The organism is Mycolicibacterium sp. P4_G11 (genome assembly GCF_056555145.1).
Window position 1 is genome coordinate 176167 of the sequence record NZ_JBFUJW010000002.1, and the last position, 21809, is coordinate 197975.

Here is a 21809-nt window from a genome sequence, read left to right on the forward strand (position 1 = left end):
ACCGCGACAGGAACGCTCGCGTTTGATGGTTGAACGCATCCTCGCCGCCGGTCGGCAGGTGCTGATCGACCGCGGATACGACGGAGCCACGACGAACCGGATCGCGGAGGTCGCCGGTATCAGTCCGGGGTCCCTCTACCAGTACTTTCCCAACAAAGACACCATCATCGCGGCGATCATCGATGACTACACCGACCACGTCCTGCGCACGGTGACCACGCGTCTCGTGGCGCAGGTCGGCCAACCCGAAGACGTCAGCTCCCTGCGCGAACTCATCGCGATTCTGCTCGACGCAATGATGGATCAACCCGAGATGCTCCGGGCGCTCATCGAACACACTCCCCGGCTCGGCCTGGGTAGCAAGATCGCCGATTTCGAACAGCGCGTCGGTGAGCTCGCGATCGCCCACCTGCGGATGCGCCCAGAGCCCACTCGCCACGCCGATACCCGAGTCTGGATCGCCGTCCGCGCTGTCGAGCATCTGACCATCCGATATGTGCTCGACCGTCCGGCGATCGACCACGACGAATTCCTCGACGAACTTGCCGCGCTCACGTCGTCCTACATGATGGTCCGCAACACCGCTACGACGACCGACCAGACGGCCAACTAGGCTGGGGCTGAACGAGTTTCAGCAACCAGCAATACAATCCGACATCACGGGGCGAGGAGATCGCGGCCGGAGCCCATCGCGGCACCGGCGAGCCGATGCCCCAGACCTTCGACGACGCGCAGGACAGTGTCCCGTTCCTGATCGTTCAGATCGCCGACGGTCATCTCCTCGAGCTGCCTCCACACGTCTTCGATCTGTTGCTGCAATCCGCGACTGGCGGGCGTTGCTTCCACCAGGTGGGCACGCTTGTCCTCGGGACTCGGGAAACGACGCACGAACCCGGCGTGCTCCAGGCGCTGGATCATCCGCGTCATCGTGGGGGCGTCGGAGCTGGTGAGACGCACCAGATCCGTCTGCCGCAGCGGACCGCGGTCCCACAGGTACATCATCACCAGCTCCTGGCCCGGATACAGACCGAGTGGGCGCAGCAGCGTCGCAACGATCGTTCGGGTCAGCCGCGTGAGCTGGAAGACCGCATGACTGACCGGGCCACTGCGGGCTGCCGTCGGCGATGTCAGCGCCTCACAGGTCTCCCCACCGTCCGAGCTCTCCGTTGCCATCAACGCACCCCTTATCAGTTAGTTGTTCAACCATGATAACTGAACTGGTCCAGATAATAATCCCTGTTGGAATAGCTTTTCCAAAGTACTTGTTCGAGCAAGTATCGGACGAAAGGCGATGACATGAACACCACAGGCACCGACCACACCAGCGCCAGTTCGCGCACCCGGGGTCAGCACAAGCTCCACCACTCCGTCGTTCGCGTCATAGCCGCAGGCGCCGTCGGACTGTCGGCTCTCTCTATCGCGATGGCTGCGCCGTCCGCGGCGAAGGGACCCCATCCCGGCCCCGTGATCGACCGCCCGCAGCCAACCAGCTCACTCAGCGCACAGAACAATGACGGCCGCATCTCTACCGCTCCGGTGAGCCCCGCTCAGCGGATGGCGCCTGGCGCCATACCCCGGTCGCAACCGGCGACGTCGATCAGCGCGCAGCAGACCGCCGGCAGTACCCCACAGTCATCGACGAACCGTGCCGAAAGCCCGGCGCCCGGCCCGGATTCCGCCAGCGGGGCGCGCGACACCGCACATCGTGCGGAACCAAGGACTCCCTCAATGCCAAGCGGTATGACGCCCGCCGATGCTGTCCGTTCGTCCGGAGGCATGGGCGCAGCTACGTAGTCTCAAAGTCGCCGCCGTTGCGCACCCGAATGGAGAACCCCATGGCCGACCGCGAAGACATCATCGACCTGCTGACCAGGTACGCCACCGGCATCGACCGGCAGGACTGGCCATTGTTTCGCTCCGTGTTCACCACTGACTGCGTGTTGGACTACGGCCAGATCGGCTCGTGGCACGGAGTCGATGGCGTCACGGACTACATGATCCAGGTGCACGTGCCGTTCGAGCACACGCTGCACCGGCTGAGCAATCACGCCATCGAAATCAATGGCGATACCGCCACCGCCCGTACCTACGTCGACGTGTTGCTGATTGCCCGAGATGCCAAGCCGCACAAGACATCTGACGTCAATGCGACCGGCTTCTACGACGACGAACTGGTCCGCACCGGCGAAGGGTGGCGCATCAACCGTCGAAAACTCACCATGGTCCGGAACCGCTCCCTCTGAACTCCGAAGGTGCGCCGAAACGGCTACGTGTAGCAGGTTTGCACAGGTGCTGAGCTGCGACGACGAACGTAGGCGACATCGCGGTGACGTCCGGCTGTGCATTGTCGGCGGCTTCAAAACCGGTCATGACCGAACCTGCTTGCGCGTGGGGGTTCGACCAGCCTCGGTCTCGTCGAAGTGGCATGCCCCGCTTTGTGTGAAGGGTTCGACGAGTTGCCGCAAGTAACCCGTCGGGTAGTCGGGTTTGGCTGCCATGCCGAGATCGTCCGTCGTGAATCGGCGTTGCGGGTCATAGGAGTAGGTGCGGTACCAGTGGTCCCACAGCAGGGTGAACAAGCCGAAGTTGACGTCGCCGACTCCTGCCCACTTGAGGTGATGGAACCGGTGGCCCTCGTTGAGAGCCAGAATCGAGTGCAGCGGCCCGACCCGGTAGTCGACGTTGGCGTGCTGGAGCAGCAACTGCACGGCTACGCACACCGCCAGCGCTGAAGCGACCTGCACCGGTATCCCCATGATGATCAGGGGGAGGACACCGCCCACCATTTCCACGGCCTGGTGCAGCGGGTGTTTCATCAGACCGTTGAGGCCGTAGAACCGCCGAACGCTGTGGTGAACTGCATGCAGCCGCCATAGCCAGCCGATTTTGTGGCTGGCGAGGTGAACCGTGGTGATACCGAAGTCGGCTACCAGCACCGCGATGAGCAATTGGGCGACGAACGGTAGCGACGCCGGCCACCAGTGATGGAATGGTGTAACCGCCGCCAGCAGCGGAATGACCGCGACACTTGCCAGGATGAACGATTCGTTGACGAAAGCGTGAGCGCTGTCGCGCCCGGCGTCATCGAGACCGTCGTTCCACTCGCGACGGTACGGCGCGATCCGCTCCGCGGCGAACGAGCAGCCGATCGCCACGACGATGACGGCGACCAGCCAGAATTCCGTCACGCCGCGGGCGGCCAGGAAGGCGGCCACGCCGTTGACGCCAAAGAGCATGAACGGCACGTAGCCGTATCGAATTGTAGAAATAACCACGCCGACCACGGTCGCGCATGCCATCACCTCGGCGCTTGTACAGACCTGTCGTCTTTTATGGACACTTGGTGGGTTCAGCCCCACACCAAGTGTCTGCTCGCGCGGCTGGGTGACAAGCCAAACATTTCGTGACAGACACGATTGGCGTGAGCGCTATCGGTGAAGCCGGCAGCGTGGGCAGCGTCAGTCAGCGAAGCCCCCCGTTGCAACGCTTCAACGGCCAACCGCAACCTTCGCCACCGGACATAGGCAGGAAAGGGCTGGCCCACATGCTCATTGAACAGGCGGCTCAGACGACTCGGCGACAGACCGACCGCGTCGGCGACCGCGACCAGCGTGACGGGCTCGGGAAGTACTTCGCCAACCCGGTCGACAGCCTGCTGCACACTACGGTGCCACGGTCGAGGACCACCATGACGATTCTCATCGTGACGTTCGGCCATCGCCTCAAGGATTGACGCTGGATCAGACGCCGAGGACGCTATCGACTTCACGAATGCGTGTCCTGCCGAGACCCACTCCGTCACGTCCTCACTACGGCCGACGAGGTCGACCCAGCCCGAGCCCAGTGCAGATCCAGGGTCGAGGAAGACAAGGAACCCTTCGATTCCTGGGTCCAGAACACGGATGGAGTGTTGGCAGCTCGACGGGATAACTGCCGCCGATGCGGCGGTCCGGCGGCCGGAGCCGTCAGTAAGTTCGAAAGACCCCGACCACGCACACACTATCTGCGTCGCTACATGGTGGTGACCGTCGGTATCAGACAACGAGCCGACGTAACACAAAGCACCATCGGCTACCGCCAGCTCGCCCGCCCACGCAGCGGATGCCGCATTCATTGCTCCCACTGAGTGAACATCTCACACGACAGCAATCATTGGCGCGCATCCCCCGGCTGGCCCAACCAACCTCATGACCCGCGTCGGCTAGGGCTGGTCGGGTGCCCAGTAGTCCAACATCGCGGCGAACGTCTCGAACGCCGGCTTGGACACCCCGTACGCGGCTTCCAGATGGATGCTGATCGGGAAACCCAACTCACCGACCCCATCGATGACCCGCTTGTACAAGTCCAACATCAGCGTCCGCTTGACCGCCGGTTCCTCACCGGCCAGCCGCGTCACGAACTCCTGCTCCGCGGCCACCAACGGATTACCCGGATCCTGGATCAGCCAGTTGATCAAACCGACCTTGGACTCCATCTTCGGSACRAACCCGAACGACAGCAGAAGTTCCGGCCGGTGCTCGGTGGTCGCAGCGAACTCCTTCAAAAACCCCACGAYGGTGTCCGAATAGAGCAGCTGCGTCATCCCGTAGGTGGCGCCCTGCTCGATCTTGAAATTGAAGCGCCCCTGCTCGCCATCACGCGTCGGGATCAAGATGACACCCCGGTTGGGCACCTGATCGCGGTAGATCGTCAACGCRTCGGTCGGGGCCACACCCGTACCGTCGCCGTCGCTCATSGTGCGCGGCACACCCACGAACGCGATGCCATCGAARTCCGCATCCTGCAGCACACTCAGCCGCTTGCCGAGCGCATCCTCATCCAAAAACGACGTCACCTGCGTGCACAACCCACGCATCCCCGGCAGCTCAGGCTTCATCAACTGCCAAAAATCCAGGACGTCCATCTTCGGCTTCATCTCGATGGGCCGATCGCCGTCTTCCTCGATCATCCCCGGGATCATCACGTGCCGGATACGGCCCTCGATACCCACCGCGGCCGCATTGAGCAGCACCTTGTGCGCCTCGTCGACCGCGACCTGTAAACCCAATTCAAGGTTGGGTGGAACCAGTTCGAGCGCAATGGTTTTCATGGACATTCGGGAACTCCAGCTCTGAAGACAATCGGGAAGGTCACGCCTGCGCGGCGGACGAGTATGGCAGGTCACTGCTGTTGCACGGGTCGACGTGCACGGGCCGGCCGACATATGGGAAGGCCCGCTGCGGGCACGCCGGGCGGTCGCAGATTTTGCAGCCCGCCCCGATCGGCACCGCCGCGTCGGGATCTGCCAAATCGATTCCCGCCGCGTAGATCAGTTTCTCGGCATGGACCAGGTCGCAGCCCAGTCCGATGGCAAAACGCTTGCGGGGGCCGCGATATCGACTCGGAGCAGACGACGTGGTGCGCGCGATCCAGAAGTACGACCGACCGTCGGGCATCTGCGCGACCTGAGTGATGAACTCACCGGGCCGCTCGGCGGCATGGTGCACCACCCACAGCGGACAGTTACCACCCACCCGGGAGAAATGAAATGCCGTGGCGGACTGACGCTTCGAGATGTTCCCGGCGCTATCGGTGCGAACGAAGATGAAAGGCACGCCACGCGCATCCGGCCGCTGCAACGTCGAGAGACGGTGACAGATGGTCTCGAACCCGACGTCGAACCGCCGCGCCAGCTGATCGATGTCGTAACGCAATTCCTCGGCCGCATCCAGGAACATCCGGTACGGCAACAGCAACGCGCCGGCGAAGTAGTTGGCCAGGCCGATGCGCGCGACTTCCGTTGCCTCGGAACTGAGTTGGTCTGCCGTGGCGACGATCGCGGAGATCAATTCCGAATGCCTCAGCAGCGCCACCTGGGTGGCCAGCTGGAAGGCGCGCTGCCCGGGATGCAGCCAGCGCGCGATGTACAACACGCCGGTGTCGGGCCGATAGGACCGTTGTGTGTTGGGGCCCAACACATCACCGTCGTCGATCACCACGATGACCCCGAACTCCTCTGCCAACAGGTCGGCGAGTTGAGCGTCCAGACCCCCGAGCCGCAGACGGCTCGCGACGAACAACGATTCGGCCGCTTCGTCGAGTTCACCGATGTAGTTCTTGCGGTCGTAGAAGAAGTCTCGTACTTCCTCGAACGGCATCGGTTGTTGCGCGGCCACCGAGGTGTCCACATTCGCCCGGGTATGCATGGCGTCGAGTTCGGTTGTCGCGTCGAACAATCGGCGGTTCATGCTGACCAGCATCTGACCGACGGCCGGCATTCTCGCCACCAGCTCCTCGATCTGGCCGGCGGTCGCCGCGGTGTCGACGAGGATCTCGCGCAGGTCCGACACCAGGCGCGCATCCGAGTCGGGCGCGAAGTAGTTGGTCGGCAGCTCGAACCGTTCAGCCAGCGCCAGCAGTACCGGCACCGTCACCGGTCGCTGATCGTTCTCGAGCTGATTGACGTAGCTGGTCGACAGATCCAAGGCGCGCGCCAGCGCGACCTGGGTTAGGCCCTGCTCTTCGCGCAGCCGTCGTAGACGGGCGCCCACGAATGTCTTCGGCACCGCCGCCAGCGTAACTCGATCCACTTACACAAAGTTTGCAAACTCCTCCGTACGAGGACACAAAATTACGCATTTACAGGGGCTTTTGCGCACCCGACCAGCTGCGTACCGTGCGAATCATGCAGACACACGAGGTACGCACCCGACGCAGCGCCGAAGAGTTCCCCCGCTCGGAACACCTGGCCTGGAAGATCGCCGAGATCGCCGCCGACCCCGTCGAGGTCACGCCTGCAGTCGAGGCGATGGTCGTCAACCGCATCATCGACAACGCCTCCGTGTCTGCCGCGTCGGTGATCCGCCGCCCGGTCACCGTTGCCCGCACCCAGGCCCAGGCCCACCGCACGCAGCGCGGCGCGACCGTGTTCGGCATCGACGGCACCTACTCGCCGGAGTGGGCCGCGTGGGCCAACGGGGTCGCCGTCCGCGAACTCGATTTCCACGACACCTTCTTGGCCGCCGAGTACTCACACCCCGGTGACAACATCCCGGCACTGGTCGCGGTGGCCCAGCAGCTCGACGTCCGCGGCAGCGACCTGATCCGCGGCATCGCCACCGCCTACGAGGTGCAGATGGACCTGGTCCGCGGAATCTGCCTGCACGAGCACAAGATCGACCACGTCGCACACCTCGGCCCGTCGGTCGCGGCCGGCCTCGGCACCATGCTGCGACTGGACCCCGAGACCATCTATGCCGCAGTCGGCCAGGCGCTGCACCTGACCACCGCGACCCGACAGTCCCGCAAGGGACTGATCTCGAGCTGGAAGGCCTACGCCCCCGCGCTGGCCGGCAAGGTCGCCATCGAGGCCGTCGACCGCGCCATGCGCGGCGAGGGCTCCCCCGCTCCCATCTGGGAAGGCGAAGACGGCGTCATCGCCTGGCTGTTGTCCGGACCCGAGCACACCTACCAGGTGCCGCTGCCGGGTCCCGGTGAGCCCAAGGCGGCCATCCTCGACAGCTACACCAAGGAACACAGCGCCGAGTACCAGAGTCAGGCGCCGATCGACCTGGCTCGCCGGATGCGTTCGCGGATCGGCGATCTGGACCAGATCGCCACCATCGTGCTGCACACCAGCCACCACACCCACGTAGTCATCGGCACCGGCTCGGGCGATCCGCAGAAGTTCGACCCCGATGCTTCACGCGAAACCCTGGACCACTCGGTGATGTACATCTTCGCGGTCGCGCTGCAGGACGGTGAATGGCACCACGAGCGGTCATATGCCCCCGAGCGTGCGCACCGGCCGGACACCATCGAGCTGTGGCGCAAGATCTCCACCGTCGAGGACGCGGAGTGGACGCGGCGCTACCACTCGGATGACCCGGCCGAGAAGGCATTCGGCGCCAGGGCCGTGGTGACGCTCAAGAGCGGAGAGGTGATCGTCGACGAACTCGCCGTCGCCGACGCGCACCCGCTGGGCGCCCGCCCGTTCGAGCGTGAGCAGTACCGCAACAAGTTCACCGTACTGGCCGACGGCGTCATTGCCGAGGACGAACAGCAGCGGTTCCTGACCGTCGTCGACAGCCTCGCCGCCTTGAAGCCGGGCAGCCTCGACGCGCTCAACCTGCGGGTCGAGCAGATCGTCCTGGACAAGGCTCCGACGATCCCCTCGGGGATCTTCCGATGAGCGCCGGACTGTTGGGGTCGACGGTGTCTGCCGCCGACAAGCGCGCGAAGTTCCGTATCGCACTGAATTCCGGCCAGCTGCAACGCTATCCGGGCGCGTTCTCGCCACTGGTGGCAAAGCTCGTTTCGGAGATTGGATTCGAGGGGGTCTACGTCTCCGGCGCGGTGCTGTCGGCCGATCTCGGCCTGCCCGACATCGGGCTGACCACCTTGAGCGAGGTGGCCGGCCGCAGCGCCCAGATCGCCGCGGCCACCGACCTGCCCACGCTGGTGGACGCCGACACCGGCTTCGGTGAGCCGATGAGCGCCGCGCGCACCATCACGATCCTCGAGGATGCCGGGCTGGCCGGCTGTCACCTCGAAGACCAGGTGAACCCGAAGCGTTGCGGCCACCTGGACGGCAAGGCCGTGGTGCCCGCCGCCGAGATGATCAAACGGCTGCGTGCGGCGGTCGCGGCCCGCCGGGACCCCAACTTCGTCATCTGCGCCAGGACCGACGCAGCAGGCATCGAGGGCATCGACTCCGCCATCGACCGGGCAAAGGCCTACGCCGACGCCGGCGCCGACCTGATCTTCACCGAGGCGCTGTCCAGCCCAAGCGAATTCGAGCGCTTCCGGGCAGCGGTCGATACGCCATTGCTGGCCAACATGACCGAGTTCGGCAAGTCGGAACTCGTCACGGCCCAGCAGCTGTCCGACATCGGTTACAACATGGTGATCTACCCGGTCACCACGTTGCGCCTGGCGATGTACGCGGTCGAGGTGGGCCTGCGCGAAATCCACACTGCTGGAACGCAAGCCGGTCTGCTGGACCAGATGCAGCATCGCAGCCGGCTCTACGAGCTGCTGCGCTATGCCGAATACAACGAATTCGATTCAGACATCTTCAATTTCACCCTCCAGGACGTGAAAGCATGACCACCGAAACGTCTCACATCCGCAAGGGCCTCGCCGGCGTCGTTGTCGACACCACCGCCATCTCCAAGGTCGTGCCCGAGACCAACAGCCTGACCTACCGCGGCTACCCGGTACAGGATCTGGCGGCGCACTGCAGCTTTGAACAGGTTGCGTACCTGCTCTGGCACGGCGAGCTGCCGACCGACCAGGAGCTGGCATTGTTCTGCCAGCGCGAGCGCGCGTCCCGCCGGGTCGACCGCTCGATGTACTCGCTGTTGGCCAAGCTGCCGGACAGCTGCCACCCGATGGACGTGGTGCGTACCGCGATCAGCTACCTGGGCGCCGAAGATCCCGAAGAGGACGTCAGCACCCCGGCAGCCAACTACGCCAAGTCATTACGGATGTTCGCCGTGCTGCCGACCATCGTCGCGGCCGACATCCGCCGCAGGCAGGGGCTGCCGCCCATCGCGCCGCACAGTCACCTGGGCTATGCCGAGAACTTCCTCAACATGTGCTTCGGCGAGGTGCCGGAGCCGGCGATCGTCGAGGCATTCAGCCAATCGATGGTGCTCTACGCCGAGCACAGCTTCAACGCGTCGACCTTCGCTGCCCGGGTCGTGACCTCTACCCAGTCGGACATCTACAGCGCCGTGACCGCTGCCATCGGAGCGCTCAAGGGGTCGCTGCACGGCGGCGCCAACGAAGCGGTCATGCACGACATGCTGGAGATCGGCTCCGCCGACAACGCCGCGAAATGGCTGCACGGCAAGCTGTCTCGCAAGGACAAGGTGATGGGCTTCGGGCACCGCGTCTACAAGAACGGCGACTCCCGGGTGCCGACCATGAAGGCCGCGTTGGACCGCGTGGTGGCCGCGCGCGGCGGTCAGCAGTGGTTGGACATCTACCACGTGCTGGAACGCGAGATGTTCGTCGCAACCAAGATCAAACCGAACCTCGACTTCCCCACCGGACCGGCCTACTACCTGATGGGGTTCGATATCCCCGTTTTCACACCGCTTTTCGTGATGTCGAGGATCACCGGCTGGACCGCGCACATCATGGAACAGGCAGCGTCGAACGCCCTGATCCGCCCCCTGAGCGAGTACTCGGGCCGACCTCAGCGTTCCATTGCCTGAGCACGCAATCCGAAAAGTCCTCGTTGCCAACCGCGGTGAAATCGCGATCCGGGCGTTCCGGGCGGCCTACGAGCTGGGCATCGCGACCGTCGCGGTCTACGCGTACGAGGACCGGAATTCTCCACATCGGTTGAAGGCCGACGAGTCCTACCAGATCGGCGAACCGGGCCACCCCGTTCGGGCCTACCTCGCAGTGTCCGAGATCATCCGGGTGGCGCAACTCTCCGGCGCCGACGCCGTGTACCCGGGTTATGGGTTCCTCTCGGAGAACCCGGAACTGGCATCGGCATGCGCCGTCGCGGGGATCACGTTCGTCGGTCCCGACGCCGGAGTGCTCGAACTGACCGGCAACAAGGCCAGCGCCATCGCGGCGGCCCGGGCTGCCGGCCTGCCGGTGCTGACGTCGTCGGAGCCGTCCGCTTCGGTCGACGAACTGCTCACTGCCGCAGCAGATATGGAGTTCCCGCTGTTCGTCAAGGCGGTCTCCGGTGGCGGTGGCCGCGGCATGCGCCGGGTGACCGAGCCCGCCGCCTTGGCCGAGGCCATCGAAGCCGCGTCCCGGGAGGCGGAGTCCGCGTTCGGCGATCCGATGGTCTACCTCGAACAGGCGGTGCTCAATCCGCGCCACATCGAGGTGCAGATCCTGGCCGACGGCACCGGTGAGGTGATCCACCTGTTCGAGCGGGACTGCAGTGTGCAGCGCCGGCATCAGAAGGTCATCGAGCTGGCACCGGCCCCGAACCTCAGCGACGAGCTGCGGGCCCGAATCTGCTCTGACGCCGTGAGATTCGCCCGCCAGATCGGCTACTTCTGCGCCGGCACTGTCGAGTTCCTGCTCGACGAACGCGGGCACCACGTGTTCATCGAGTGCAATCCCCGGATTCAGGTCGAGCACACGGTGACCGAGGAAATCACCGATGTGGACCTCGTGGCCTCGCAGCTGCGGATCGCAGCCGGTCAGTCGTTGGCCGATCTCGGTCTGAGCCAGGACAGCGTCCGGATCCGCGGCGCCGCCATGCAAGCCCGTATCACCACCGAGGATCCCGTCAACGGGTTCCGGCCGGACACCGGCCGGATCACCGCCTACCGCAGCCCCGGCGGCGCCGGGGTGCGGTTGGACGGTGGCACCAATGTCGGCGCGGAGATCTCCGCGCATTTCGATTCCATGCTGGTCAAACTCACCTGCCGGGGTCACGACTTCGCGACGGCGGTCAAACGGGCCCGGCGAGCTCTCGCCGAGTTCCGAATCCGTGGGGTATCGACGAATATCCCCTTCCTGCAGGCAGTTCTGGATGACCCGGACTTCGCCGCGGGCAACGTGTCGACGTCGTTCATCGACGAGCGGCCCCAGCTGCTGACCGCACACACCCCAGGGGACCGCGGCACGCGCATCCTCAACTACCTCGCCGACGTGACGGTGAACAAGCCGCACGGCGTGCGCCAGTCTGCGGTGTACCCACGCGACAAGCTGCCGGACATCGATCTCGGCGGGCCGCCACCGGCAGGCAGCAAGCAGCTGCTGACCGAGCTGGGCCCAGAAGGCTTCGCCCGGTCTCTGCTGGAATCGCCGCGATTGTGGGTCACCGACACCACGTTCCGCGATGCGCATCAATCGCTGCTCGCCACCCGGGTGCGTACCTCCGGCCTGGTCAAGGTGGCACCGTACGTCGCCCGGATGACACCGCAGCTGCTGTCGGTCGAGTGCTGGGGCGGCGCGACATACGATGTGGCGCTTCGGTTCCTGAAGGAAGACCCGTGGGAGCGGCTCGCCGCACTGCGGGAGGCAATGCCGAACATCTGCCTGCAGATGTTGCTGCGCGGACGCAACACCGTCGGTTACACGCCATATCCCGTGTCGGTAACCGCTGCGTTCGTGCAGGAGGCCACGGCCACCGGCATCGACATCTTCCGGATCTTCGACGCGTTGAACAACGTGGACTCGATGCGTCCGGCGATCGACGCGGTGCGCGAAACCGGTTCCGCGGTCACCGAAGTGGCGATGTCGTACACCGGCGACCTGTCGGACCCCAACGAGACGCTGTACACGCTCGATTACTGGCTCAAGCTGGCCGACCAGATCGTCGAAGCCGGCGCACATGTGCTGGCGATCAAGGACATGGCCGGGCTGTTGCGGCCGCCTGCCGCGGCAACACTGGTGTCGGCGTTGCGTTCCCGGTTCGATCTGCCGGTCCACGTCCATACCCACGACACCCCGGGTGGCCAGCTGGCAACGTACGTCGCGGCCTGGCAGGCCGGCGCATCGGCGGTCGACGGAGCGGCAGCGCCGCTGGCCGGTACCACCAGTCAGCCCTCCTTGAGTTCGATCGTGGCCGCTGCCGCGCACACCGTCCACGACACCGGGCTGTCGTTGGCGGATGTCTGTGAGCTGGAGCCGTATTGGGAGGCGCTGCGCCGGGTCTATGCCCCGTTCGAGGCGGGACTACCGTCCCCGACCGGCCGGGTGTACACCCACGAGATTCCCGGCGGGCAACTCAGCAACCTGCGGACCCAGGCCGTCGCCCTCGGCTTGGGCGGACGGTTCGAGGACATCGAGAATGCCTACGCCGGAGCGGATCACGCACTGGGCAGGCTGGTGAAGGTGACCCCGTCGAGCAAGGTGGTCGGGGATCTGGCGCTGGCTCTGGTCGGCGCTGGGGTCAGCGCCGAGGAGTTCTCCGCCGACCCGACCCGCTACGACATCCCGGAATCCGTGATCGGCTTCCTGCGCGGCGAACTGGGTGAGCCGGCCGGCGGCTGGCCGGAGCCGTTGCGTACCAAGGCCCTGCAAGGGCGGGCAGAACCAAAACCGGCCACCGAACTCACCGTCGAGGACTACACCGAACTGGCGGAGCCGGGGCCGACCCGCAGAGCTGCCCTCAATCGATTGCTGTTCCCGGGACCGACCCGCGAATTCCTTTCACATCGAGGGCAATTCGGGGATACCTCGAGCCTGAGCGCCAACCAGTTCTTCTACGGGCTGCGCCGTGGCGATGAGCACCGGGTGAAATTGGAGAAGGGCGTCGAGCTGCTCATCGGGCTCGAAGCCATCTCCGAACCCGATGACCGCGGCATGCGTACCGTCCTGTGTCTGCTGAACGGTCAACTGCGCCCGATCCTGGTGCGGGACAGGTCGATCGACAGCGCGGTTCCCGTAGCGGAGAAGGCCGACCGCACCAACCCCGAACACGTCGCGGCGCCGTTCGCCGGCGTAGTGACGATCGGGGTGGCGGTGGGTGAGCAGGTGCAGGCCGGCCAGACGGTCGCCACCATCGAAGCGATGAAGATGGAGGCCGCCATCACGACACCAAAGACCGGCACCGTCAAGCGGATTGCGGTGGCTCCCACCGCGAGTGTCGAAGGCAACGACCTGCTCGTGGTGGTCAGCTGACCGAGGTCATGTTCACGGCACGATGACGATCTTGCCGTGAACATGGCCCGTCGTGCTCGCGGAGAGCGCGGCACCGGCTTCGGTCAGCGGGTATGTCTGGCTGATCGAGACGGCAAGGCGATCTTGCGCGACAAGCGCCGCGAGTTCCCTGAGCGCGGCACCGTGTTCACTTCCGGCACCGCCGACGTGTACTTGGATACCGGTGCCGGCAGCGTCGAAGGCGACCAACGTGAGAACACGCGCCGGATCGCCGGTGAGTTCGATGGACAACGGAATCTCCCCGCGGCCCGAGGCGTCGAGCACCGCGTCAACTCCCTCGGGTGCGACGGCACGGACCCTGTCGAGCAATCCATCACCATAGGTGACGGGCGTCGCGCCGAGCGACCGCAGGTAGTCGTGGTTGGATTCGCCTGCCGTGCCAATGACATTGACGCCCTGAGCCTTTGCGAGTTGGACCGCGAAGGTGCCCACGCCGCCCGCCGCCGCGTGGATCAGCAGTGTCTCGCCTGCCTTGACCCCGAGCTTCTTCAGCACGGCATACGCGGTGCCACCGGCACCTGCCAGCGAACCAGCAACGTCCCAGGCAATACCCTCGGGCTTGCGGACGATTTCCGAAGACTCGGCCAGCGCAACATCGGCGAACGACGGTGTCGTCGATCGGCCCAGAACCTCGTCGCCGACGGCCCACTCGGTGACCTCAGAGCCGACGGCATCAATGACACCCGCCACGTCGGACCCCGCACCGGCGGGCAGCTCAAGCGGTATCAGTTCGCGCATCTGCCCACCGACGATCTTCCAGTCGATCGGGTTGACGCCCGCGGCGCGTACCGCGATCCGCACCTGGGTCGGTCCGGGAGCCGGTGGCTCGGCGTCGACCACGCGTAGCACCTCAGGTGTGCCGTATTCGGCGAATTGCGCAATTCTCGACATCTATCCGTCTCCAATCGGGTTCCGACAGCAGTCTCGCCGGTCTCCTGAAGACAAGCTGTCGATCGCCAGATTTATTTCATGAAACATGACGATGCCCCGGAATCTGAATCAGATTCCGGGGCATCGCCTTTGACTTACCGCGCGGCGCGAACCAACTGCGCCGCCTGCACCATGTTGCGCAGCGACTCGGTCACCTCGTCGGTTCTGCGGGTCTTGAGGCCGCAGTCCGGGTTCACCCAAAGCCGCTCAGCCGGAACGGCATCCAGCGCATGACGCAGTGACGTCACCATCTCGTCGGCGGTGGGCACGCGCGGCGAGTGGATGTCGTATACCCCAGGGCCGACGCTGTTCGAGAACCCGATTCCGTTGAGGTCGTCGAGCACCTCCATGTGGGAACGGGCGGCCTCGATTGACGTCACATCGGCATCGAGATCGGCGATGGCACCGATCACCTCACCGAACTCCGAGTAGCACAGGTGCGTGTGAATCTGGGTGGCATCGCTGACGCCCGAGGTGGACAGCCGGAACGCACCAACCGCCCAGTCGAGATACGCCGCCTTGTCGGCGTCACGCAGTGGCAGCAGCTCACGCAGCGCTGGCTCGTCGACCTGCACGATGACGATCCCCGCGGACTGCAGATCGACCGTCTCGTCCCGGATGGCCAGCGCCACCTGGTTGGCCGAGTCGGCCAGCGGCTGATCGTCGCGGACGAACGACCAGGCGAGGATCGTCACCGGACCGGTGAGCATGCCCTTGACCGGCTTGTCGGTGAGAGTCTGGGCGTACCTGGCCCATTCCACCGTCATCGGCTGCCTGCGGGCGACGTCACCGAACAACACCGGCGGGCGCACGCAGCGGCTGCCGTACGACTGGACCCAGCCGTTCTTGCTGGCGAAGAAGCCGTGCAGCTGTTCGGCGAAGTACTGCACCATGTCGTTGCGCTCGGGCTCGCCGTGCACCAGCACATCCAGGCCCAGGTCCTCCTGCAATCGGATGACCGTCTCGACCTCGGCCTTCATCCGGTTGGTGTACTCGGCCTCGCCGATCTCGCCGGCCACCAGCGCGGCGCGGGCCTTTCGGATGTCGACGGTCTGCGGGAACGAGCCGATGGTGGTGGTCGGCAACGACGGCAGGTTCAGCCGCGCGTCCTGTGCCTTGCGACGCTCTGCGGCCGGCCCGCGGCCGATGCCTTCGGCCAGCACGGCGTCCAGTCGCTCCCGGACGCCACCGTTGTGCAGGCGGGGGTCCTGTGCCCGTGACGCGATTGCCTGATCGGATGCCTCGATCTCGGCGGCCACCGCGCCCCGGCCGTCGCGAAGCGCCGTGGCCAGCGTCACCACTTCGGTGACCTTCTCCGCACCGAATGCCAACCAGCTGCGGAGCGCGTCATCGAGACCGTCTTCGGGATCGAGCGAGTACGGCACATGCAGCGTCGAGCACGACGTCGACACGGCAACGGCCTTTGCCGATCCCTGCAGCGCACCCAGCCGGGCCAGCGCCGCCGCCAGGTCCGTGCGCCAGATGTTGCGGCCATCGACGACGCCGGCCACCACCAGCTTGTCCGCCAGGCCTGGTACATCGGCTACCGGCTGGTCACCACCGGCGACGAAATCGACTGCGACACCGTCGATCTGGGTGCGGGCCAACGCCGGCAGCGCGGCGCCCAGTGCGCCGAAGTAGGTCGCCACCAGGATCGCCGGGCGCTTGGCCGCGTCCGCGAGCGTCGAGTAGACGTGCTCGGCCAGCTCCGGACCGTTGTCCACGATGTCGGTCACCAGCACCGGCTCGTCGATCTGCACCCACTCGGCACCGGCATCGGCGAGTCGGCCCAGCAGGTCGGCATACAGCGGCAAGAGCTCGCCGAGGCGCTCGATGGGCGCCTGTGCTCCGTCGACGGCCTTGCTCAGCGCCAGGAAGGTGATCGGCCCGACGATCACCGGACGAGCCGAAATCCCTTGTACTTGAACTTCTTTGAGCTCTGCCAGCACCTTCTCCGAATGCAGGGTGAACACGGTGTCCGGGCCGATCTCCGGGACCAGGTAGTGGTAGTTGGTGTCGAACCACTTCGTCATCTCCAGCGGTGCGATGTCCGCCGTACCGCGTGCCGCGGCGAAATAGCGGTCGAGGCCGTCGGCCACACCGCTCACTCGGGCCGGCAGGGCGCCGAGCAGCACTGCGGTGTCGAGAACCTGGTCGTAGTACGAAAAGGTGTTGACCGGAACGGAATCCAGGCCGGCGGCCGACAACGCGGCGACAGTATCGCGGCGCAAGCCCGCGGCGATTTCTTCGAGCGCGGCCCGGTCGATCCGGCCTGCCCAGTAGCGTTCGACGGCCCGCTTGAGTTCCCGGTCCGGGCCGATGCGGGGCGCACCGAGAATGGTGGCGGTGAATGGTGTTGACAACAGACGTCCTTCAAATGCGACGGAAGTGCGCACCGCCCAAGGACATCCATCGAGGACAGCCGAAACCGCCCTCGGCGATCAGCCCATTCCACGAGGCGATGCACCGCCGGACGCGGCGCATCCGGCACAGCTGGCAGGTCTTCGGACTCGCAGGCACGCACCCTCGGGTGCTCCTAGTGGCCGTCGCTTCCCGGTTCGAGATGAACCAGTGCGGATGACGGCGGTCGTTCCTGCTTACCGCTGCGGGACAGTCCCGGATTCTCACCGGGTTCCCTCTCATGGCGAATCACCGCCACTCGATATCCATGACACCGAAGCGTCATGGGTAAACCAGCTGCGCCGAGGAGATTACCCTGTCGGGCCCGGGCCAACCGGTCCAACCGGTCCGGCCGGACCGCCCGGACCAGCCGGGCCACCGCCGTAACCCAGCTGCTGCGCCGTGTAGCGAGCGGCATCGGTGACCGGAACCGCCTGCACCGCAGTGCCATACGCGCAGATCTCGGTCCACACATCACCGATCTCGGTGGTGTCGAACCGCATCGCGACAATGGCATTGCCGCCGCGGGCCTGACATTCCTGGAGGAGCCGGCCCATGGCCTCGTTGCGGCTCTCGGCCAGGTTCTTGGTCATGCCCTGCAGCTCGCCGCCGAACATCGCCTTGAAGCCGGCACCCATCTGCGCGAAGGCGTTCCGGGACCGGACGGTAAGGCCGAACACCTCACCGCAGACTCGCTGAATCTCCCACCCGGGCAGGTCATTCGTCGTGACAACCAGCATGCTGCAGCCTTTCGTTGGTCGGTACGCCTCGAACTGTAGTGCGCAGCAACCGGAATCGTCAGACGGCTGCTGCCACATCCTTTGCCGGCACGGCCTGCTTCGCGCCACCGAGGTAACGCTCGACGAGCCCGCCGAACACCAGCCCGATGACCGCCCAGATCAGTGCCTGATCGAGCAGCGAGTACCACCGGAACTTCCACAGCAGGTCGGCGTCGAAGCCCGGGTATATCAGCTGCCCGGGGGCGTAGACCTTGCCGTCGATGGTCACCGGCGTGGTGAAGGTGTTGGTGATCGGCTGCGGTGTCTCGGTTGCGGCGCGCGCAAAGCCGAGTTCGCCGGAGTGCTCGACGTTGGCGGCCAGATCGCCGAGCGACGGCAGCGCCGCCAGCAGGCCGCCGTACACCACGAAGAACCCGAGCACCGCGATCCCGACCGCGCGTGCCCAGCCGACCTTCGCGGACAGCTTGCGCGCGGCGAACACCGCGAGCCCCAGCAGCGTCAGCGATCCCCACACCATGCCCAGGTACAGGAAGCCGCGGGTCTCCATGGTGAACTCGTGGCCGATGGCCGGCGGGTTCGCCGGGTACTTCACGAACGGCAGCAGGTACACGCCGAGGAAACCGAAGCCGGCGATAGCCCAGCCCAGCACCAGCGGCCGCACCTTGAAGCGGCCGTGCAGCACCAGATAGGCGACGGCGACCAGCGCACCCATCGCCACCGAGAAGGCGATGATGCCGGTGGCCGCACCGATGCCCGACTGGATGGATCGGCTGAACAGCTCCGGTCCGTCCGGCTCGACCGGATGGCCCATGGCGGTGTGAATGGTCGAGAGCACATCCATGCGGCCGGACTCGTAGTCGATGGCCTTGTCGATGGCGGGTTCGGCAAAAATGCGGGCAAACAGGAACCCCAGAATGCCGGCGATCAGACCGGCGAGGGCTCCGCGCCCGATAACGCGGATTTCCACAAGGTCCCCTGGATCAGTGGCAGGGGAAGCCGAGGAAGTGCCGCGAGTCGTGCACCCACTCGTGGACCACGACGGTCTTGCCGAACATCGACATCATGCCCTCGTCGACACCGACCAGGTAGTACGCCAGCACCGCCAGAAAGATCGTCACACCCAGCAGCACCGCTACCCGAGTGGCCGAGAGTGCCCGGTGGGCCTCGGCGGAAACCAGCCCAGTCTTCGAAACTGCACTGCTCGTCATGGTCAAACCTCCTATGGGGTCACGCGCCCCTACGTGTTCGGTTTTGTACGACGGCGAAAGATCTGACTCACCCCGGGGGTTTCACAGTGGCGCAACCGTGCCGGATTCTCACCGGCTTCCATGCCCCGTCATACCGGGATCAAGATACACCCCCACCGAAAAATACCCTCACCGAAGTTCGGGGAGGGTATTTTTCGTGATCCGTTATTCGGCGGCGGTAACTGCGGCCTCGGCCAAGTCGGCCGATTCCTTGCGACGTCCGGCGAACGTGAACTTCGCGTCCTCGGTGTTGGCGCTCTCGCCGTCCCAGTTCTCGACATCCACGGTGACCAGCTGACCGGGGCCGACCTCTTCGAAGAGAATCTTCTCCGAGAGCTGGTCCTCGATCTCGCGCTGGATGGTGCGACGCAGCGGCCGCGCACCGAGCACCGGATCGAAACCGCGACGGGCCAGGAGCGCCTTCGCCTTCGGCGTCAGCTCCATCTCCATGTCCTTGGCCTTGAGCTGCTTGCCGACCCGGGCGATCATCAGCTCGACCATCTGGACGATCTCGTCCTGCGTCAGCTGGTGGAACACGATGATGTCGTCGATACGGTTCAGGAACTCCGGGCGGAAGTGCTTCTTCAGCTCGTCGTGCACCTTGAGCTTCATGCGCTCGTAGTTGTTCTCGCCGCCACCGGAGGTGAAGCCGAGGCCAACCGCCTTGCTGATGTCGCTCGTACCGAGGTTCGAGGTGAAGATCAGCACGGTGTTCTTGAAGTCGACGGTGCGACCCTGACCGTCGGTCAGGCGGCCGTCTTCGAGGACCTGCAGGAGGCTGTTGTAGATCTCCTGGTGGGCCTTCTCGATCTCGTCGAACAGCACCACGCTGAACGGCTTGCGGCGCACCTTCTCGGTGAGCTGGCCGCCCTCTTCGTAGCCGACGTAGCCCGGAGGGGCACCGAACAGCCGCGACGCGGTGAAGCGGTCGTGGAACTCGCCCATGTCGATCTGGATGAGCGCGTCGTCGTCGCCGAACAGGAACTCGGCCAGCGCCTTAGACAGCTCGGTCTTACCGACACCGGACGGGCCGGCGAAGATGAACGAGCCCGACGGACGCTTCGGGTCCTTCAGGCCGGCGCGGGTACGCCGGATGGCCTTCGAGACCGCCTTGACGGCGTCGACCTGGCCGATGATCCGCTTGTGCAGCTCGTCTTCCATGCGCAGCAGGCGCGTGGTCTCGGCCTCGGTCAGCTTGAACACCGGGATGCCGGTCCAGTTGCCCAGGACCTCGGCGATCTGCTCATCGTCGACCTCGGCGACCACGTCGAGGTCACCCGAACGCCACTGCTTCTCACGCTCGGCGCGCTGGGCGACCAGCGTCTTCTCCGAGTCGCGCAGCCTGGCTGCCTTCTCGAAGTCCTGCGCGTCGATGGCCGATTCCTTCTCCCGGCGCGCGTCGGCGATCTTCTCGTCGAACTCGCGCAGGTCTGGCGGAGCGGTCATCCGGCGGATGCGCATGCGGGCGCCGGCCTCGTCGATCAGGTCGATGGCCTTGTCCGGCAGGAACCGGTCGTTGATGTACCGGTCGGCCAGCGTCGCGGCGGCGACCAGCGCACCGTCGGTGATCGAGACGCGGTGGTGCGCCTCGTAGCGGTCGCGCAGACCCTTAAGGATCTCGATGGTGTGCTCGACGGTCGGCTCACCCACCTGCACCGGCTGGAACCGGCGCTCGAGGGCGGCGTCCTTCTCGATGTACTTGCGGTACTCGTCGAGGGTGGTCGCACCGATGGTCTGCAGCTCGCCACGGGCCAGCTTCGGCTTCAGGATGCTGGCGGCATCGATGGCGCCCTCGGCGGCACCCGCACCGACGAGCGTGTGCAGCTCATCGATGAACAGGATGATGTCGCCGCGGGTGTTGATCTCCTTGAGCACCTTCTTCAGGCGCTCTTCGAAGTCACCGCGGTAGCGGCTGCCGGCGACCAGCGAACCGAGGTCCAGCGTGTAGAGCTGCTTGTCCTTGAGCGTCTCGGGGACCTCGCCGTGCACGATGGCCTGCGCCAGGCCCTCGACGACCGCGGTCTTACCGACACCGGGCTCACCGATCAGCACCGGGTTGTTCTTGGTGCGGCGGCTCAGCACCTGCATGACCCGCTCGATTTCCTTCTCGCGGCCGATGACCGGGTCGAGTTTGCCCTCGGCGGCGGCGGCGGTCAGGTTGCGGCCGAACTGGTCGAGCACCAGCGACGTCGACGGGTTGCCCGTCTCGCCACCGCGGCCACCGGTGCCGGCTTCGGCGGTCTCCTTGCCCTGGTAGCCCGAGAGCAGCTGGATGACCTGCTGACGCACGCGGGTCAGCTCGGCGCCCAGCTTCACGAGCACCTGAGCGGCGACGCCCTCACCCTCGCGGATCAGGCCGAGCAGGATGTGCTCGGTGCCGATGTAGTTGTGGCCGAGCTGCAGCGCCTCGCGCAGCGACAGCTCGAGGACCTTTTTGGCGCGCGGAGTGAAGGGGATGTGCCCGGACGGAGCCTGCTGGCCCTGACCGATGATCTCCTCGACCTGGCTGCGCACGCCTTCCAGCGAGATGCCCAGCGATTCCAGAGACTTGGCGGCGACGCCCTCGCCCTCATGAATGAGTCCAAGCAGGATGTGCTCGGTGCCGATGTAGTTGTGGTTGAGCATCCGGGCTTCTTCTTGAGCCAGGACGACGACCCGACGGGCCCGGTCGGTGAATCTCTCAAACATCGGTGGTTACCTGCTCTCCCTCGTAGCGCAGCTCCTGCCACGTCACTTCGCGTGTCGCGACGCTGTGCGCCTACCGTCCACTCTAATGGGCGGCGACCATGCGTGCCCTGCGGTATCCCCTAGCTCGCAAGGCCACTCAGCGCTGCGAAAAGACCAACGCGCTGCGGCTTCGAAA

At 65.5% G+C, this 21809-nt stretch carries 19 protein-coding genes and 2 riboswitches; of the genes, 7 read left to right on the top strand and 12 right to left on the bottom strand.

Annotated elements, in window-relative coordinates:
* Positions 1-25 precede the first annotated feature (25 nt).
* Positions 26-613, top strand: a complete 588-nt coding sequence (locus tag AC1U2B_RS04665) for a TetR/AcrR family transcriptional regulator (RefSeq protein WP_480215865.1) — start codon at positions 26-28, stop codon at positions 611-613.
* 44 nt (positions 614-657) lie between these two features.
* Here AC1U2B_RS04665 and AC1U2B_RS04670 read toward each other — a convergent pair whose 3' ends face one another.
* Both AC1U2B_RS04670 and AC1U2B_RS04675 read right to left on the bottom strand, forming a co-directional pair.
* The gene (locus AC1U2B_RS04670) at positions 658-1173 is read right to left on the bottom strand and encodes a MarR family winged helix-turn-helix transcriptional regulator (RefSeq protein ID WP_480215866.1); all 516 of its coding nucleotides are present in this window, start codon (positions 1171-1173) and stop codon (positions 658-660) included.
* Positions 1174-1547: 374 nt separating this feature from the next.
* Positions 1548-1697 (bottom strand): hypothetical protein, encoded by a 150-nt coding sequence (locus AC1U2B_RS04675; protein WP_480215867.1) that lies wholly within the window; start codon positions 1695-1697, stop codon positions 1548-1550.
* A gap of 138 nt (positions 1698-1835) precedes the next feature.
* On the opposite strand from AC1U2B_RS04675, the gene AC1U2B_RS04680 reads away from it, so the two are divergent.
* Positions 1836-2243 carry a nuclear transport factor 2 family protein gene (locus AC1U2B_RS04680; protein ID WP_480215868.1) on the top strand — a complete coding sequence of 136 codons (408 nt, stop codon included), beginning with the start codon at positions 1836-1838 and terminating at the stop codon, positions 2241-2243.
* Positions 2244-2366: 123 nt separating this feature from the next.
* Here the strand turns inward: AC1U2B_RS04680 and AC1U2B_RS04685 are convergent, their stop codons facing one another.
* The gene (locus AC1U2B_RS04685; protein ID WP_480215869.1) at positions 2367-3275 is read right to left on the bottom strand and encodes a sterol desaturase family protein; all 909 of its coding nucleotides are present in this window, start codon (positions 3273-3275) and stop codon (positions 2367-2369) included.
* 74 nt (positions 3276-3349) lie between these two features.
* Complete coding sequence (locus AC1U2B_RS04690) at positions 3350-3544, bottom strand: helix-turn-helix domain-containing protein (RefSeq protein ID WP_480216064.1); 195 nt, start codon at positions 3542-3544, stop codon at positions 3350-3352.
* Between AC1U2B_RS04690 and AC1U2B_RS04695 the strand changes: the two genes are divergently transcribed.
* A complete protein-coding gene (locus AC1U2B_RS04695) occupies positions 3545-3733 on the top strand; it encodes a hypothetical protein (RefSeq protein ID WP_480216080.1) in 189 nt (62 codons plus the stop codon).
* A gap of 468 nt (positions 3734-4201) precedes the next feature.
* Here AC1U2B_RS04695 and AC1U2B_RS04700 read toward each other — a convergent pair whose 3' ends face one another.
* Both AC1U2B_RS04700 and AC1U2B_RS04705 read right to left on the bottom strand, forming a co-directional pair.
* Positions 4202-5095, bottom strand: coding sequence for a mycobacterial-type methylenetetrahydrofolate reductase (locus tag AC1U2B_RS04700; protein WP_480215870.1), 894 nt, complete (start codon positions 5093-5095; stop codon positions 4202-4204).
* A gap of 34 nt (positions 5096-5129) precedes the next feature.
* The gene (locus AC1U2B_RS04705) at positions 5130-6554 is read right to left on the bottom strand and encodes a short-chain fatty acyl-CoA regulator family protein (RefSeq protein WP_480216065.1); all 1425 of its coding nucleotides are present in this window, start codon (positions 6552-6554) and stop codon (positions 5130-5132) included.
* Positions 6555-6664: 110 nt separating this feature from the next.
* On the opposite strand from AC1U2B_RS04705, the gene prpD reads away from it, so the two are divergent.
* Genes prpD through AC1U2B_RS04725 form a run of 4 tightly spaced genes read left to right on the top strand, consistent with a single transcriptional unit; the run spans position 6665 to position 13590 of the window.
* The gene (gene prpD / locus AC1U2B_RS04710) at positions 6665-8170 is read left to right on the top strand and encodes a 2-methylcitrate dehydratase PrpD (protein ID WP_480215871.1); all 1506 of its coding nucleotides are present in this window, start codon (positions 6665-6667) and stop codon (positions 8168-8170) included.
* The gene (prpB, locus tag AC1U2B_RS04715; protein ID WP_480215872.1) at positions 8167-9087 is read left to right on the top strand and encodes a methylisocitrate lyase; all 921 of its coding nucleotides are present in this window, start codon (positions 8167-8169) and stop codon (positions 9085-9087) included. The genes prpD and prpB overlap by 4 nt, the downstream gene beginning before the upstream one ends.
* Positions 9084-10202, top strand: coding sequence for a bifunctional 2-methylcitrate synthase/citrate synthase (locus AC1U2B_RS04720; RefSeq protein WP_480215873.1), 1119 nt, complete (start codon positions 9084-9086; stop codon positions 10200-10202). Before prpB ends, AC1U2B_RS04720 begins: the two co-directional genes overlap by 4 nt.
* Positions 10195-13590, top strand: a complete 3396-nt coding sequence (locus tag AC1U2B_RS04725; RefSeq protein WP_480215874.1) for a pyruvate carboxylase — start codon at positions 10195-10197, stop codon at positions 13588-13590. Before AC1U2B_RS04720 ends, AC1U2B_RS04725 begins: the two co-directional genes overlap by 8 nt.
* Positions 13591-13602: 12 nt before the next feature.
* On the opposite strand, the gene AC1U2B_RS04730 is transcribed toward AC1U2B_RS04725, so the two are convergent.
* The 6 genes from AC1U2B_RS04730 to AC1U2B_RS04755 all read right to left on the bottom strand — a co-directional run bounded on the left by AC1U2B_RS04730 (position 13603) and on the right by AC1U2B_RS04755 (position 21634).
* Entirely contained in the window at positions 13603-14520 is a 918-nt protein-coding gene (locus tag AC1U2B_RS04730; RefSeq protein ID WP_480215875.1) for an NADP-dependent oxidoreductase, read from the bottom strand.
* Between the two features lie 134 nt (positions 14521-14654).
* Complete coding sequence (metE, locus tag AC1U2B_RS04735) at positions 14655-16922, bottom strand: 5-methyltetrahydropteroyltriglutamate--homocysteine S-methyltransferase (protein ID WP_480215876.1); 2268 nt, start codon at positions 16920-16922, stop codon at positions 14655-14657.
* A 115-nt stretch (positions 16923-17037) separates the two neighbouring features.
* A riboswitch (cobalamin riboswitch) is annotated at positions 17038-17237 on the bottom strand.
* Positions 17238-17270: 33 nt separating this feature from the next.
* The gene (locus AC1U2B_RS04740; RefSeq protein ID WP_043397416.1) at positions 17271-17699 is read right to left on the bottom strand and encodes a YbjQ family protein; all 429 of its coding nucleotides are present in this window, start codon (positions 17697-17699) and stop codon (positions 17271-17273) included.
* 58 nt (positions 17700-17757) lie between these two features.
* The gene (locus tag AC1U2B_RS04745; RefSeq protein WP_480215877.1) at positions 17758-18666 is read right to left on the bottom strand and encodes a CbtA family protein; all 909 of its coding nucleotides are present in this window, start codon (positions 18664-18666) and stop codon (positions 17758-17760) included.
* A 13-nt stretch (positions 18667-18679) separates the two neighbouring features.
* On the bottom strand, positions 18680-18907 hold the full coding sequence (locus tag AC1U2B_RS04750) for a CbtB domain-containing protein (protein ID WP_043397410.1): 228 nt from the start codon (positions 18905-18907) through the stop codon (positions 18680-18682).
* Between the two features lie 2 nt (positions 18908-18909).
* Positions 18910-19054, bottom strand: a riboswitch (adenosylcobalamin (AdoCbl) riboswitch).
* A 57-nt stretch (positions 19055-19111) separates the two neighbouring features.
* Positions 19112-21634, bottom strand: coding sequence for an ATP-dependent Clp protease ATP-binding subunit (locus AC1U2B_RS04755; RefSeq protein WP_480215878.1), 2523 nt, complete (start codon positions 21632-21634; stop codon positions 19112-19114).
* Positions 21635-21809: the final 175 nt, after the last annotated feature.

Excerpts from the sequence above, each read along its gene's own strand:
- AC1U2B_RS04665 (WP_480215865.1), top strand. The coding sequence starts at position 26 with ATGGTTGAACGCATCCTCGCCGCCGGTCGGCAGGTGCTGATCGACCGC.
- AC1U2B_RS04670 (WP_480215866.1), bottom strand. The coding sequence starts at position 1,173 with ATGGCAACGGAGAGCTCGGACGGTGGGGAGACCTGTGAGGCGCTGACA.
- AC1U2B_RS04680 (WP_480215868.1), top strand. The coding sequence starts at position 1,836 with ATGGCCGACCGCGAAGACATCATCGACCTGCTGACCAGGTACGCCACC.
- AC1U2B_RS04695 (WP_480216080.1), top strand. The coding sequence starts at position 3,545 with ATGCTCATTGAACAGGCGGCTCAGACGACTCGGCGACAGACCGACCGC.
- prpD (WP_480215871.1), top strand. The coding sequence starts at position 6,665 with ATGCAGACACACGAGGTACGCACCCGACGCAGCGCCGAAGAGTTCCCC.
- prpB (WP_480215872.1), top strand. The coding sequence starts at position 8,167 with ATGAGCGCCGGACTGTTGGGGTCGACGGTGTCTGCCGCCGACAAGCGC.
- AC1U2B_RS04720 (WP_480215873.1), top strand. The coding sequence starts at position 9,084 with ATGACCACCGAAACGTCTCACATCCGCAAGGGCCTCGCCGGCGTCGTT.
- AC1U2B_RS04730 (WP_480215875.1), bottom strand. The coding sequence starts at position 14,520 with ATGTCGAGAATTGCGCAATTCGCCGAATACGGCACACCTGAGGTGCTA.
- AC1U2B_RS04740 (WP_043397416.1), bottom strand. The coding sequence starts at position 17,699 with ATGCTGGTTGTCACGACGAATGACCTGCCCGGGTGGGAGATTCAGCGA.
- AC1U2B_RS04750 (WP_043397410.1), bottom strand. The coding sequence starts at position 18,907 with ATGACGAGCAGTGCAGTTTCGAAGACTGGGCTGGTTTCCGCCGAGGCC.
- AC1U2B_RS04755 (WP_480215878.1), bottom strand. The coding sequence starts at position 21,634 with ATGTTTGAGAGATTCACCGACCGGGCCCGTCGGGTCGTCGTCCTGGCT.